Origin of the sequence: Pseudovibrio sp. W74 (assembly GCF_001623085.1) — a bacterium.
Classification (GTDB): domain Bacteria; phylum Pseudomonadota; class Alphaproteobacteria; order Rhizobiales; family Stappiaceae; genus Pseudovibrio.
In genome coordinates, this window is record NZ_LMCJ01000021.1 from 68,196 (window position 1) to 81,515 (window position 13,320).

Annotated in this window: 13 protein-coding genes; 5 read left to right on the forward strand and 8 right to left on the reverse strand. The window is 51.3% G+C overall.

The window, feature by feature from the left end:
* The 6 genes from PsW74_RS29760 to PsW74_RS14935 all read right to left on the reverse strand — a co-directional run.
* Positions 1–883, reverse strand: an 883-nt coding sequence (locus PsW74_RS29760) for a 2Fe-2S iron-sulfur cluster-binding protein (protein WP_244277866.1), incomplete at its 3' end; no start/stop codon positions are given.
* A gap of 4 nt (positions 884–887) precedes the next feature.
* Positions 888–1,241, reverse strand: a complete 354-nt coding sequence (uraH, locus tag PsW74_RS14915; protein WP_057466294.1) for a hydroxyisourate hydrolase — start codon at positions 1,239–1,241, stop codon at positions 888–890.
* A gap of 116 nt (positions 1,242–1,357) precedes the next feature.
* Positions 1,358–2,287 carry a LysR family transcriptional regulator gene (locus PsW74_RS14920; protein WP_063288777.1) on the reverse strand — a complete coding sequence of 310 codons (930 nt, stop codon included), beginning with the start codon at positions 2,285–2,287 and terminating at the stop codon, positions 1,358–1,360.
* A 26-nt stretch (positions 2,288–2,313) separates the two neighbouring features.
* On the reverse strand, positions 2,314–3,291 hold the full coding sequence (locus PsW74_RS14925) for a quinone oxidoreductase (RefSeq protein ID WP_063288778.1): 978 nt from the start codon (positions 3,289–3,291) through the stop codon (positions 2,314–2,316).
* Between the two features lie 159 nt (positions 3,292–3,450).
* Entirely contained in the window at positions 3,451–4,146 is a 696-nt protein-coding gene (locus PsW74_RS14930) for a CDP-alcohol phosphatidyltransferase family protein (RefSeq protein WP_063288779.1), read from the reverse strand.
* 38 nt (positions 4,147–4,184) lie between these two features.
* Entirely contained in the window at positions 4,185–5,090 is a 906-nt protein-coding gene (locus PsW74_RS14935) for a DUF2182 domain-containing protein (protein WP_063288780.1), read from the reverse strand.
* 271 nt (positions 5,091–5,361) lie between these two features.
* On the opposite strand from PsW74_RS14935, the gene PsW74_RS14940 reads away from it, so the two are divergent.
* On the forward strand, positions 5,362–6,624 hold the full coding sequence (locus PsW74_RS14940) for a UbiH/UbiF family hydroxylase (RefSeq protein ID WP_063288781.1): 1,263 nt from the start codon (positions 5,362–5,364) through the stop codon (positions 6,622–6,624).
* Here the strand turns inward: PsW74_RS14940 and PsW74_RS14945 are convergent.
* The gene (locus PsW74_RS14945; RefSeq protein WP_063288782.1) at positions 6,621–7,571 is read right to left on the reverse strand and encodes an AEC family transporter; all 951 of its coding nucleotides are present in this window, start codon (positions 7,569–7,571) and stop codon (positions 6,621–6,623) included. The genes PsW74_RS14940 and PsW74_RS14945 overlap by 4 nt on opposite strands.
* Positions 7,572–7,772: 201 nt before the next feature.
* On the opposite strand from PsW74_RS14945, the gene PsW74_RS14950 reads away from it, so the two are divergent.
* The 3 genes from PsW74_RS14950 (at position 7,773) to hspQ (ending at position 10,452) form a co-directional block, all read left to right on the forward strand.
* Complete coding sequence (locus tag PsW74_RS14950; RefSeq protein WP_063288783.1) at positions 7,773–8,666, forward strand: lipid A biosynthesis acyltransferase; 894 nt, start codon at positions 7,773–7,775, stop codon at positions 8,664–8,666.
* A 203-nt stretch (positions 8,667–8,869) separates the two neighbouring features.
* Positions 8,870–9,907 carry a CoA ester lyase gene (locus PsW74_RS14955; protein WP_063305838.1) on the forward strand — a complete coding sequence of 346 codons (1,038 nt, stop codon included), beginning with the start codon at positions 8,870–8,872 and terminating at the stop codon, positions 9,905–9,907.
* Positions 9,908–10,119: 212 nt separating this feature from the next.
* Entirely contained in the window at positions 10,120–10,452 is a 333-nt protein-coding gene (hspQ, locus tag PsW74_RS14960; protein WP_057466287.1) for a heat shock protein HspQ, read from the forward strand.
* 113 nt (positions 10,453–10,565) lie between these two features.
* Here hspQ and PsW74_RS14965 read toward each other — a convergent pair whose 3' ends face one another.
* Complete coding sequence (locus PsW74_RS14965; protein WP_057466286.1) at positions 10,566–11,180, reverse strand: invasion associated locus B family protein; 615 nt, start codon at positions 11,178–11,180, stop codon at positions 10,566–10,568.
* Positions 11,181–11,480: 300 nt separating this feature from the next.
* On the opposite strand from PsW74_RS14965, the gene PsW74_RS14970 reads away from it, so the two are divergent.
* On the forward strand, positions 11,481–13,320 hold a 1,840-nt coding region (locus PsW74_RS14970; protein ID WP_063305839.1), incomplete at its 3' end, for an extracellular solute-binding protein.

The following is a 13,320-nucleotide window of genomic DNA, read 5'->3' on the forward strand; positions in this document are numbered from 1 at the left end:
CCCGAACCTGCTTTGAACCAATCCGGCTGATCACCACTTCAAGGTCAGGATCAATGGACTTCAGGAACTGCTCAGCAACCGCATAAGACGCACCCGCCCCAAGTCGGATACCCTGTTCATCCTCATAGCAAGTGCTCAATCCATTCACGCGCCCAAGAAAAATAACCTTCGGCAGGTCGCGCAGATGCTTAGTGACCCAAAGCCCAACATCTGTAGAGCCAGAAATAAGCGTGGCGTCCGGATGCTCACCATAGGTCTCCAGCAAGCGCTGAAAGCTGCTCGGAGCAAAGAAGAACCGCTCATCATCGCCCACATGAATATCCTGCGCATCCTGAAGAGCTGCGAGTTTACTCTCTGTCTCCATTGCACGCGCAGCAAAAGCGTCATTCAAGCCATCGCGACACGCTTCCAGAGCCGCATCAACGATTGGTCGGTATCCGGTACAACGGCACAGATTGCCCGCTATCCAGGTGTTCACATCCTGCCGTGTCAGACCCGGTGTATTCGCATGATAAAGTGTAAACAGGTTCATCACGAAACCGGGCGTACAGAAACCGCATTGCGATCCATGAAGCTCTACAAGCGCTTTTTGGACAGGGTGTAATCCGTCAGGCCCGTCCAGATCTTCAACCGTCACAAGCTCGCAGCCATCAATCTGGCCGAGCAGTAAAATACAGCTGTTCACGGGCTCATAAATGAGTTTGCCGTCACGCAAACACCCAAGCGCAATGGTGCAGGCACCGCAATCCCCTTCACCACAGCCTTCTTTGGTGCCCGTTGAGCGTTCACTCAGACGCAGATAGTCCAGCAAAGTGGTTGTCGGCTCAAAACGATCCAATTCGACGATCTGGCCTTTACGAAGGAAGCGGATTGCCGTGCGCATCAACTCAGCTCCCCCTGTAGGTGGTGTAACCAAAGGGAGAAAGCAGCAGCGGCACATGATAGTGGCTGCTCACATCCGCAATACCAAAGCGGATCGGCACCACGTCAAGAAACGCAGGTTCTGGAAGAGAAATCCCCTCAGCCCGCAAATAGTCACCAGCATGGAACTGCAGTTCATAAGTGCCTGCAGTCAGGCTCTCACCTTCCAGCAGCGGCCCATCCACACGCCCGTCATTGTTGGTCGAAAATACACCGATTTTGGAGAAGCTGTCCCCATCGATACGAACCAGCTCAACCCGCAGCCCTGCTGCAGGTTTTCCTTGAGCACTGTCCAAAACATGGGTGGTCAATCGCCCCATAGTTGCCTCGTCTTTCAAATGGCAACTGCAATAGATGCCAGAATCTAAGTGAAACTACAGAGTGCACGACTATTTGTGATAACAAAAGAACAAAAAAGTGTCATACATGATGCCATTTAGGCATCAACTTTAGGCAAAATCTTCTCCAATCTTGCCTCTGCTTGCTCAAGAAAAATTGCTGGCGCCAGTGCAAGCCCACGCAACGACGAGGTGATGACGCAAAAATGGCCGCGTGTCAGCTGTTCATCAACAAGCGGTTTAAAGAGCAGCCGCTTGTTCGCCAATTCTTCTTCCAAACCAATGACCGTCTGAAACGCCACCATTTCACCAGAGCGCACCAGATGTTTCATAAAGCGCAGAGAATTGGCCTCCACACTGCTGTGCCCACCAATAGAACTATGAGAGAGCGCCACATCCAGCCTGGCACGAATAGAGATCCCGCGCGCTGGCATGGCAACCGGATACTCAAAGCACTGTGCAAGGCTCAACTTTTCTTCGTCAGCAAGCGGATGCGTCGGAGCCATGATCGCCCCAATCTCCAATGCCTTCTTGTAGGTGATGTTAAGCGCATCGGTATCCGGTGGCTCAAATGTGAACCCTACATCCACCTCAGCCTTCTCAACGGCCTGCGCAACCCGCTCAGCCCCCATTACCTGCACATCCACATGAATGCCGCTGTAATCCTTGTGGAACTGCGCAATCACCTCAGGCAACAGCGCTTCTGTCACACTCTCAACCGTTGCAATGGAAACCACACCGCGACGAAGACCTTTAAGCGCATCCAGTTCCGCACCGGTCGCTTCCAGATCAGATAGTGTCCGCCGAATATGTGCCAGTAGAATTTCACCTGCTGAAGACAAACGGATTGTACGTCCCACGCGCTCAAACAGCTCCATTCCAAGCTGTTTTTCCAGCGTAAGAATTTGCCGGTTCACCGCAGAGGACGCCACATTGAGTTTGCGCGCCGCCGCCCGAATGGAGTTCTCTTCCGCAGCCGCTGCGAAATAACGAAGCGCTGGGCCGTAAAGATACCGCGACCGATCCATCAATCCTCCCAATCCCTCAAACGTATTTAGGGGATAATCACTGTTGCACCGGTGGTTTTACGCCCCTCCAGATCGCAGTGCGCCTGCGCAATGTCCTTCAGGCTGTAACGCTGGTTGATCTGAATATTAATTGTCCCGTCAGCCACAGCGGCAAACAGGTCCCCAGCTGTCTCTTCCAGCTCCCAACGCTCAGCAATGTAATTGAACAGTGTCGGACGCGTCGCAAAGAGTGAGCCTTTCTGAGACAGGATGGCCATGTTGAACTCAGGGAGCGGCCCGGACGATTGTCCAAAAGAACACCAAAGCCCACGTGGACGAAGGCAATCCAGCGATGCAGGATAAGTATCCTTGCCCACACTGTCATAAACCACATCACAGCCACGCCCATCAGTGATCTGACGCACCCGCGCTACCCAGTCCTCACTCTTGTAATTGATCACATACTCATAGCCATTGGCCTGAGCCAGCCGCGCTTTTTCTTCCGAGCTGACCGTCCCGATCACCCTTGCACCAAGGGCCGACGCCCATTGACCAATAATAAGCCCGACACCGCCAGCCGCTGCGTGGTAAAGCAAAGTCGTATCCGCTCCCACGTTGTAGGTCTCGCGCAGCAGATAGCGTGCAGTCATGCCTTTCAACATTAAAGCCGCCGCTTGCTCATCACTCACACCTTCGGGGATCTTCACAAGCACGCTGGCGGGAATATTACGCTCTTCACTGTAAGCCCCCAGCGGTCCTGCATATGCCACACGGTCCCCAAGAGCGAGCCCGGTCACGCCTTGCCCAAGCGCAACAACAATCCCTGCCCCCTCATTGCCAGGAATAAACGGGACACCATTTGGTGCCGGATAAAGGCCAGAGCGAAAATAGGTATCAATAAAGTTGAGCCCGATCGCAGTGTGCCTGATCCGAACTTCTCCATGCCCCGGATCAGGCAGGTCCACATCCACGTGTGTCAGAACGGACGGATCACCAGTTTTTTCAACGCGAACAGCAAAGACCATATGGATTTTCCCTTACAAAAGCTGGAGGCGGAGTTTGGACAGAATGCCGCTAACTTGCAAGCACCTTTGGGAAAACCATGCTCCACCCTGAGAAATGCAAGCATCAAAGCAAAAAGCCCGACCAATTGGCCGGGCTTCTAAAAACTCACTTATCGAGAATCACATCTTGCGAAACAACTGGTGAACAGCCCCAACACAAAACAGATAAAGGCTCGTTGCCGTGATCAGCGCAAACAACCAGCTATCGATAATAAAATCCTGATAAAGGGCAACCGCAAGTGCAGCACTCCACACAATGAGAATGCCCAGGGTCAGCGGACGCCACTTGACGGTGCGCACCGGGTGGACGAACTCGACAGGAGCAAACGTCAGCACAGAACATAGCACCACCATGCCGATGATGATCCATGGCGGAGACTGCAGTGCAACCAGCACAACAATCACCATATTCCAGACACCAGGGAAGCCAAGAAAGCCACCGCTTTCTGTCTTCATGTTGCCGTCAGCGAAGTAGATCGCGCCGGTAAACACAATGACAGCACCAGACAGAAGCCCCCAGAACTCTGAGAGAAGGCCGCTTTGGTATAGCGCGAAAGCAGGCAGGAAAACGTAGGTCGCGTAATCAATCACTAAATCCAGAATAACGCCGCTCCAGCGCGGCAAACGATTCTGAATGTCATATTTACGTGCTAAAGGACCATCCAGCCCGTCGACAACAAGTGCCACCCAGAGCCAGAAAAACATCATAGGCAGATTGCCGTTCGCTCCAGCGACAAGCGCAAGCAACGCAATGGGGGCCCCCAATGCGGTGAGGATGTGAATGAGGAACAGCCGGGAGTTGGTCTGACCGGTCAACTTTGGGTCCTTTGTTATTCTTTAAGTGAAGGTACCACTTAGAACAATCTATCGCCCAAAACTTCAATAAGAGGTAAGTCCGCCCGAGCGAAATAGATGTTTGCACCGCCCCATAGCAGAAGTGCGATACCTATTCCATAGCTTGTAAACGGTGTTTTGCTCTTTTTTTCAAGTGTCATTATGAGACCAAGCAGCGCGATCCAAATAATATTCATGATTCCCACTGCAAACATAAGCACCATGAGTGCCCAACAGCACCCCAGACAGTACAAACCTTGCTCGATTCCAAACTGGAAGGCACTTTGCTTTTGCTCACCGGAATGCAGGGCCAATGCAACATTGGGCGTCCGGCACCGGTCAAGACAAGCCTGCTTGGCAGGCGTAAACTGATAGATCGCGGCTGCAATAACAGTTGTAATCGTCAGTGTAGAAAACACTGGCATCATCATCGGGCTCATCACACCCAGCTCATGCAGCACGCCCTGAGCAACGGTCGCGACAACGGAAAACGCAACCCAGATAGCCAGATACCCGCCAGCCACCACATAAATAGCCTTGCCACCACGCGCTTCATGATAGGTCTGTAGCATCGGCATAGCAGTCGGCAACATCATGGCGAGCACCATCATGAACCACATCACAAACAACAAAAAATAGTCGTAAAGGCCCATATTCACCAGCGCTGGCATCCCAAACGCTTCCTGAGCCAATGGCAAACACAGCGAGGCAAGCTGAACACGCACATGTTCCGGCAGGCCTTTGAACATGTTGAACTGATTGAACAACTCCATGCCCGGGCCCATCTCGCCCATATCCATGCGAGAGATCATGTCGATAACCATGGCCGCCAGATAAACCCAGCCCAAAACCACAGCACCAGCCAGCACAATGTACGGGAGCCGATAGGACAACTGTAAATCCGTCTTCGGACTGGTAACTGACATAACCAACCTCAAAATCAATCAGGACGGGCCGAAACTCTGCGGTTCCGGAACCGGCGCAATTTATGCAGCTTCTCTAATAGACCAGTAATAGTCCCAATGCGACATTGATTTAGTTCAAATCTAAACTGGAACCTGCGACATGATGAAGCTGGCGCAACGAGACCTCTCCGCTTTCACTAGGGGACTATCCGCGTGCGGCACCTTGAAACCGATAGGTTTTATCCCCTAGATACTTGGGTAATAGAACGCAAACAAAATGCGGAACGAAAAAATGGCAGCCAATCTTGCAGCAGACAGCACCAAAGGCAAAAACAACAACCTCACGCCGTCGCAGGAAAAGAGCTACGATTGCGCTGTAATCGGCACAGGCCCGGCTGGCATGATCGCCGCCCTTGCCCTTGCCAGCAATGGGCTGGAAACTGTGCTGATCGGCCCACCAGTCAACCTCAATGACGCCCGCACCACCGCCCTGATGGATGCCTCCCGCCAGTTTCTGGATAACATTGGCATTTGGAAAGACTTGCGTTCAGCGTTTACGCCACTGGAAAAGATGCGCTTGATCGACGGCACAGATCGCCTTTTGCGCGCACCGGAAACCACATTCTCTGCCTCGGAACTGGACCTGCCTGCCTTCGGTTACAACATCCTCAACAAGGACTTGAACCGGGTGCTATTTGATCTTGTGAACAACAACGAGCTCATTGAGCTTGTCGAAGACACGATCAAAAACGTCGCCAGCAACGACCACAAAGCCACCATTGAACTAAACAATACGCCAGACATCAGCTGTCATGTCGTCATCGGCGCAGATGGTCGAAATTCTGTGGTTCGCCGCTCCGCTGGCATTGAGACAAAGAACTGGAAGTATCCGCAAGCGGCACTCGTTCTTAACCTCAAACACGACCTGCCGCATTACAACATCTCTACCGAGTTCCACCGCAACACCGGTCCCTTCACCATGGTCCCACTTCCGGGCAAGACGTCTTCCCTTGTTTATGTGGAAACGCCAGAACGCGCTGAAGAGCTAAACAACTATAAGGACGAAGCCCTCGAAGCCGAACTGGAAAAACTCAGCAAGTTCGTTCTGGGCTCGCTCAAACTGGCAAGCCCAAGGCAGGTCTACCCACTCTCCGGCCTGACAGCCGTTCACTTGAGTGGCAATCGCTCACTGCTTATGGGCGAAGCTGCCCACGCCTTCCCGCCAATCGGAGCCCAGGGTCTCAACCTGTCTCTGCGAGACATCGCCGTTGCAACTGAACTGCTGGCAAACGCCAAACACACCAAGGCAGATATGGGATCAGCTGAGCTGCTGCAGAAGTATGATCGCAGCCGCAAAGCTGACGTCATCAGCCGCACAACGGCCGTAGACCTGCTCAACAGATCTTTACTGACGGATGCCTTACCTGTTCAGATGCTGCGTTCTCTGGGGCTCTACACAGCCTCCAGAATCCCACTCGTACGCCGCCTGCTAATGCGTGAAGGCATTGCCCCATCATGGAACTTGCCAACACTTATGCGCGCGCAGGACAATTAGGGCACCAGTATTCCTGATTGAATGAGATAAATGAGCGTTGGCAACGTAACAACGGATGCCAACGTTCCATAAAGCACGGCTGTAGACGCGCGCTCGACATAGCTCGAGTAGTGCTGGGCTAGCACATAAACATTCGCAGCCGGTGGCAACGCCGCCATGAGAACAGCTGTTGAGACCCACAGACTGTCAAAGCCACCAATCCACTCCAACAGCACAAACACAAGGATTGGATGCACCACCAGCTTGATAAGCAACAGGACCGGCAGTTCCTTCGCCGTTCTCCGGCTTGGCTGCAAGGCAATCGTCACCCCCATCGCAAACAATGCACAAGGTGCCGCAGCTTGTCGCAAAAACGAGATGGTCTGGTCGAGTGCAACAGGTGGCTTGAACTCAATTGCAGCAGCCAGAATTCCCGCAAACACCGCAAGAATAAACGGGTGAGTGATGATCTTCTTGAAAATCTCAAAGGCCAAAGGCCCAAACTTAATGTTCCGCGCCCCGCCAATCGACATCATCATGGGAACGAGAATGAACAACAAGATTGTATCAAAACACAGGATCAAAGCCGTCGGCACCGCCGCCCCTGCCCCAAGAACAGCAAGCGTAACGCCCGGTCCCATGTAACCAATGTTGGAATAGGAACCAACCAGTGCCTGCACAGTCGCCTCACCTATACTGCCGCGCAATATGAAGCGCGCAAAAGCATAAGCCAGCACAAACATGGCGAAGGTGGAAAATGTGGTCGCTGCGACAAAGTCAAAAGTGGCAAGTTCTTCCAGCGGCGTTTCAGAGAGCAACTGAAAGAACAGCGCAGGCAGAGCCAGATAGATCACGAAAAAGTTCATCCATGACAAACCCTCTCGTGAGAGTTTCGCACCGCGACCAGAAACAAACCCTAGGAAGATGAGCAAGAAAAATGGCATTGCCAAATTAACAACATTGAGCATCTAAACCATTTCCCCATGCAATTTTTTAGTGTTCTCCGCATCCAACTGGAGAATGAGTTGCTTTTGAAATGCTGATTGGCTAATCACCATGTCCGAGTTGAGCGTATATAGCCATTCTACAGAGGTTGGCATACCGGCAACTACGACACTATAGTATGCGAGTAAACGGAACTGGAAAGCTCCATCCGCCCAAAGGCCAATATGAAAGCTAAAAAATCCCGTCGCCCACTGACACGTCGCGAGAAGCTCAGCTTTCGTGCTGAATGGCTGGCTCTAAGATTTATCGGCGGAATTCTGCGCTCTATGCCGCTGGATTGGTCCTCCGCTTTCATGGGAAACATGTGGCGCCTGATCGCCCCCATGACCCATAGGCATGCCCGTGCCAAAGCGCACATCATGGCTGCCTATCCGGAAATGACGCTCAATGAAGCGGATAAAATTATCCGGGATATGTGGGAGAACCTTGGTCGTGTCTCTGCTGAAACCGTTTTACTTTCCAAAATCCACAAGGATCCGAGCCGCGTCACCTACGTAAATCCAGAGGTCTTTGAACCCTCTGTTGGTGAAGGCGCCGTTCTTGTAACCATGCACTCCGGCAACTGGGAGGTTGTCTCCGACAAGGCCGAGGAACTTGGTCTTCCGCTCGCTGGTGTCTATCAAAAGCTGAAGAACCCTTACTCTGAAGGGTATTTGGTCGAAAAACGTAATTTCCTCTATAAGCTTGGCCTGTTTTGCAAAGGCCACGACACCGGCACAAAGATCATTTCAATCCTTCGTAAAAAGGGTTCTGTTGCCTTCGTCGCAGACGTACGCGACCATCGCGGTGTCAAAATTGAATTCTTCAAGCAACCGTCAGCAGCAACGCACATTCCAGCCGCGCTTGCCCGCACCATGAACAAGCGTCTCATCGCTGTGGTTGCTCGCCGCAAAAAAGGCTCCCGCTTCGATATCATTGCCAAAGAAATTCCAGTCGCTCGCACCAAAGACCGTGTACAGGATGCAATCACCACAACGCAGGCAGTACACGATCAGTTCGAAGAATGGATCCGTGAAGAACCATCCCAATGGATGTGGATCATGAAGAAGTGGATTTAGCCAGCTCCCCCACGGTGTATCTCACAAATGCTGGAGCTGCATTAGATTTAAGACACGCTCCGGCAAAAGCTAAAGCCCTACAGTCAGTTCTAACTAAAGACTGACCGCTTCAGGACTTAGCCCAAAGAGCTGATTTTGCACCGCACAATATTCTGTATACTCCCCTCTGAATTTCAATTTCGGCTCGGGAGGGAGCTAGCCAGATGAAAACCTATCGTTCCTATTATAAGCCTCTGGCCATTGGTGCCCCAACACCGTTTGCTGAGCCGCCTGTCGCACTGGAGCGCATGATCCACTTCGTGCCACCGCATATCGAAAAGATGCGTGCAAAGATCCCGCAGATAATCTCACAAGTAGATGTAATTCTCGGCAATCTCGAAGACGCGATCCCAGCGGACGAAAAGCTCAATGCCCGCGAAGGCTTCATCCAGATGGCCAATGACAATGACTTTGGCACCACAAAGCTCTGGACGCGCATCAACTCGCTGGAAAGCCCATGGGTTCTGGATGATATTACCGAAATCGTGACCCGCTGCGGTGACAAGCTTGATGTGATTATGCTGCCAAAAGTGAACGGCCCATGGGACATTCACTATCTGGATCAGCTGCTCGCTCAGCTCGAAGCCAAGGCAGGTGTGACAAAACCGATCCAGATCCACGCCATTTTGGAAACGGCTGAAGGCGTCAACAACGTAGAAGACATCGCCACAGCCAGTCCGCGCATGCATGGCATGAGCCTCGGCCCAGCAGATCTTGCAGCCTCCCGCGGCATGAAGACAACTCGCGTTGGCGGCGGCCATCCTGACTATCAGGTGCTCGCTGATGCCGACGGTGACGCACCGCGCGCACGCTACCAGCAAGACTTATGGCACTACACTGTAGCCAAAATGGTAGATGCATGCCTTGCTGCAGGCATTAAACCCTTCTACGGACCTTTCGGAGATTTCAGCGACCCAGCCGCATGTGAAGCCCAGTTCCGCAACTCATTCCTCATGGGCTGTCTTGGAACCTGGACATTGCACCCAAGCCAGATTGGCATTGCAAAATCAGTCTTCTCACCAGAGCCAGATGAAGTGAAATTTGCTCGCAGGATTCTGGAAGCAATGCCGGATGGAACCGGTGCAGTCATGTTGGACGGGAAAATGCAGGATGATGCAACCTGGAAACAGGCCAAGGTGATCTGTGATCTGGCTGATCTGGTCATCTCAAAAGACCCGGATTTGGCAGAATCTTTCCACTAATCAATCCTGAAGAGTGGTCGGCGCCACTCTTCAACCATGCGGATGTGCATATCAATGAAATGTGAGGAGCTATTCATCCCCAAACGTCACATTTTGATCGGTTTGTGCTGCCTCTCGCCTCTTTGCTGCGCTATATAGCTTGACAATAAGCGCATGGCGTGACCTTTAAGGCGCCCTGACAAGATACAGTATCTTCGAAAGCTTGGTGGATTATGGAGACAATTAGAACCGCGAAATTCAGAATTGGACAGGTCGTACGTCACCGCCTGTACCCGTTCCGTGGCATAGTCTTCGACGTTGATCCCACATTCGACAATACAGAAGAGTGGTGGGAGTCAATTCCCGAAGAAGCACGCCCAAGCAAGGACCAGCCTTTTTATCACCTTCTCGCTGAAAACGCTGAGAGTGAATACATTGCTTATGTCTCGGAGCAGAATCTGGAAAAAGACGACAGTGGCGAGCCTGTGAGACACCCGCAGGTCGATGAGTTTTTTGATGAGACCACCGATGGAGACTACATCGTCAAGGATGTGGAAATTCATTAAAGCCGGTTCCTGAATTCTCTTCATGGAAACCGCATCTTTTTAAATCATCAGATCAATAAAAAACCCGAAGGAAAACTCCTTCGGGTTTTTTATTTCTTAAAGCGAAAACCAAATTACTGGTTTGCTTGACGTTGCTGCTCAATCAGCTTCTGACGAGCGGCTTCAGCACGCTTCTGAAGTTCAGACTGCAGGCGCTCCTGCTTTGCCTGGAGTTCTTCAGGCTTAATAGCTTCACCATCATAAATACGGGTGAACCCTTTCAAAGTAAGGTCGAATGGACGTGCCTTACCCTGCTGGTTCAACGTAGTAATGATCAGCTTGCCACCTTTTTTCAGGCCACCGATGAAGGTGTCATCAATAACCATCTCGGCAATACAAGCGTTTGGAAAACAAATTGTATATTTAGCTTCAGACTGTTTGCCACCATCAACCTGTACACGAAGACCAGGCTGAATTAGCATTCCTGGAGGAACAGCAAGATGCAGCAGCTTGCGGCTTTCGCCGGTCACTTCACGCACAACAGCTTGAGCTAGGAACTGGCCTGTGTCCGTGCGCAGTTCTTGTGTGATAAGGCAAAATTCTTTCTTGGATTTAGGATCAGTGTTACAAACTTTCACCCAAGCATCGTCTGCCTGTGCATTCTGTGCAACACTGGTGCCTGCAAAGCCAACAGCGGCCATTGCTGCAATAATCCCACCAGTCAGAACGCCCTTAAAATTAACGGCCATCCCAAATTTCCTCAAAGTTTGATCCGGTGCAAAACGATGCCTCCGGCAATTACGCAGCAACCATTTTTTAAGTTCAACAGTGTTTTGACTGCTTGTTCGGCGCCAAGCATACTCAGAACAGAGCTGAAAAAAAGGCAACGCTTCTGTTAAATGCTACTTATGTACTCTTTAAACGCCTCGGAACCATTTTTCCACCTATAGATTGGGGTGGTTACTGTCCTTTTCCAAAGCCTCGTAGGCTGAAATTTCCTCAGAATCGTATTATTGCTAGTTTCTGCGGACGCCCTAGGAGAAATTCTAATGACTAAATTCCGATCCTATGTGAATGGAATAAACAATTTTACGAAAGGGCTTGTTGTCATTTCCGGTATGGCAACATTAGCTTGTTCAACTGCACTGGCTCAGGATACCATTCCTTGGAGCCATGGCATTGCAATGCATGGGAAACCTGCGCTGCCAGCAGATTATCCTCACCTGCCCTATGCAAACCCGGAAGCTCCTAAAGGCGGTCGTCTTTCTCTCGGCGTTCAAGGTACATTTGATAGTCTCAATTCCTTTGCTCTCAAAGGGGCATGGACATCCGCACGCGGCATGAAGGAACGTCAGATGGGTTCTTTCATTCTGGAGAGCCTCCTTCTTCGCACCAATGACGAAGCATTCACATTATATGCACACCTTGCTGAAGCTGTGCGCATGCCGGACGAGCGAAACTGGATCGAATTTCGCCTGAACCCTGCAGCAAAATTCTCCAACGGTGACCCGTTAACCGTTGAAGATATTATCTTTTCTCTTGAAACCATCCGCGATCATGGCCGCCCGCCTTATGCGCGTTGGTATGGCAAAGTCGTCAAGTTCGAAAAAACGGGGGCACATTCCGTAAAACTGCATTTTAAAGATGGCAACGACCGCGAGCTTCCACTGCTCATTGCTCTGGCCCCTATTTTCAACAGCCGCACAACTGATCCCGAAACGTTCGGCAACACCACGCTGACACCGCCAATCGGAACCGGCCCTTACACTTTATCTGAAATCGACCCCGGTAGACGCACCACCTACACACACCGCGATGATTATTGGGCAAAAGATCTGCCTCAGAAAATTGGCTTCGATAACTTCAATGAAGTGACCGTTGATTATTTCCGCGATTATAATGCGCTACAGGAAGCTTTCCGCAAAGGCGATACGCAAGCGCTGATTTATAACAACCCAAGCCTTTGGGAAAGTGCCGGCAATTTCCCAGCATTTGAAGAAGGCAGGGTCGTCAAGGATGAATTTGTTCGCGGCACACCACCAAACTTGACCGGTATTGCATTTAACACCCGCCGTGTACAGTTTTCTGACAAACGCGTCCGTCAGGCCCTTGGCATGTTGTTAGACTTCCAATGGATCAACAGAACCCTGTTCAACGGTCTTTACAAACGCACTGACGGCTACTGGGACAATTCAGAGCTGTCTTCCATTGGCCGACCTGCCAATGAGCTTGAAAAGAAACTTCTTGAGCCCTTTCCAGATGCTGTTGATGATGAGGTGTTAGCAGGTACATGGCGTCCAGCTGAAGCTGACGGATCAGGTCGTGATCGTAAAGTTCTACGCGATGCACTCAATCTATTTAAGCAGGCAGGCTACAAACTGGATCAGGGCAAACTGATTAATGCTGAAACCGGTAAGCAGTTTGCTTTTGAAGTCCTCGTTCGGGTTCAGGACGAAGAAAAAGTCGCTTTAGCACTCCAACGCACAGCCAAACTCCTGGGAATAGACCTTGCCGTGCGCATGGTTGATGCAGCCCAGTTTGAAGAACGCCGCGCATCTTTCGAGTTTGATGCCCTGTTCAGCACATGGTTTGCCTCACTGTCACCAGGCGGTGAGCAATATGCCCGCTGGTCCTCTGAAGTCGTAAATGTCAAAAATTCCAGAAATATTGTAGGTGCAAAAGAACCAGCCATTGATGCTCTGCTTGCTGCACTTGTTGCCGCCCGTAGCAAAGAAGAATTCGTTGCTGCCGTACGCGCCTTTGATCGTGTACTAATCTCGGGCTTTTACGCAATACCGCTCTATCACACCCCAGCTGAATGGGTTGCACGCTGGACCACAGTCGAGCATCCAGCCAAATCACCGCTTTATGGCATGCAGTACGACAACT

What these genes read in the sequence shown, in the direction of transcription:
- uraH (WP_057466294.1), bottom strand. Translation starts at nt 1,241, where the DNA reads ATGGGGCGATTGACCACCCATGTTTTGGACAGTGCTCAAGGAAAACCT.
- PsW74_RS14920 (WP_063288777.1), bottom strand. Translation starts at nt 2,287, where the DNA reads ATGGATCGGTCGCGGTATCTTTACGGCCCAGCGCTTCGTTATTTCGCA.
- PsW74_RS14925 (WP_063288778.1), bottom strand. Translation starts at nt 3,291, where the DNA reads ATGGTCTTTGCTGTTCGCGTTGAAAAAACTGGTGATCCGTCCGTTCTG.
- PsW74_RS14935 (WP_063288780.1), bottom strand. Translation starts at nt 5,090, where the DNA reads ATGTCAGTTACCAGTCCGAAGACGGATTTACAGTTGTCCTATCGGCTC.
- PsW74_RS14940 (WP_063288781.1), top strand. Translation starts at nt 5,362, where the DNA reads ATGGCAGCCAATCTTGCAGCAGACAGCACCAAAGGCAAAAACAACAAC.
- PsW74_RS14945 (WP_063288782.1), bottom strand. Translation starts at nt 7,571, where the DNA reads ATGCTCAATGTTGTTAATTTGGCAATGCCATTTTTCTTGCTCATCTTC.
- PsW74_RS14950 (WP_063288783.1), top strand. Translation starts at nt 7,773, where the DNA reads ATGAAAGCTAAAAAATCCCGTCGCCCACTGACACGTCGCGAGAAGCTC.
- PsW74_RS14955 (WP_063305838.1), top strand. Translation starts at nt 8,870, where the DNA reads ATGAAAACCTATCGTTCCTATTATAAGCCTCTGGCCATTGGTGCCCCA.
- hspQ (WP_057466287.1), top strand. Translation starts at nt 10,120, where the DNA reads ATGGAGACAATTAGAACCGCGAAATTCAGAATTGGACAGGTCGTACGT.
- PsW74_RS14965 (WP_057466286.1), bottom strand. Translation starts at nt 11,180, where the DNA reads ATGGCCGTTAATTTTAAGGGCGTTCTGACTGGTGGGATTATTGCAGCA.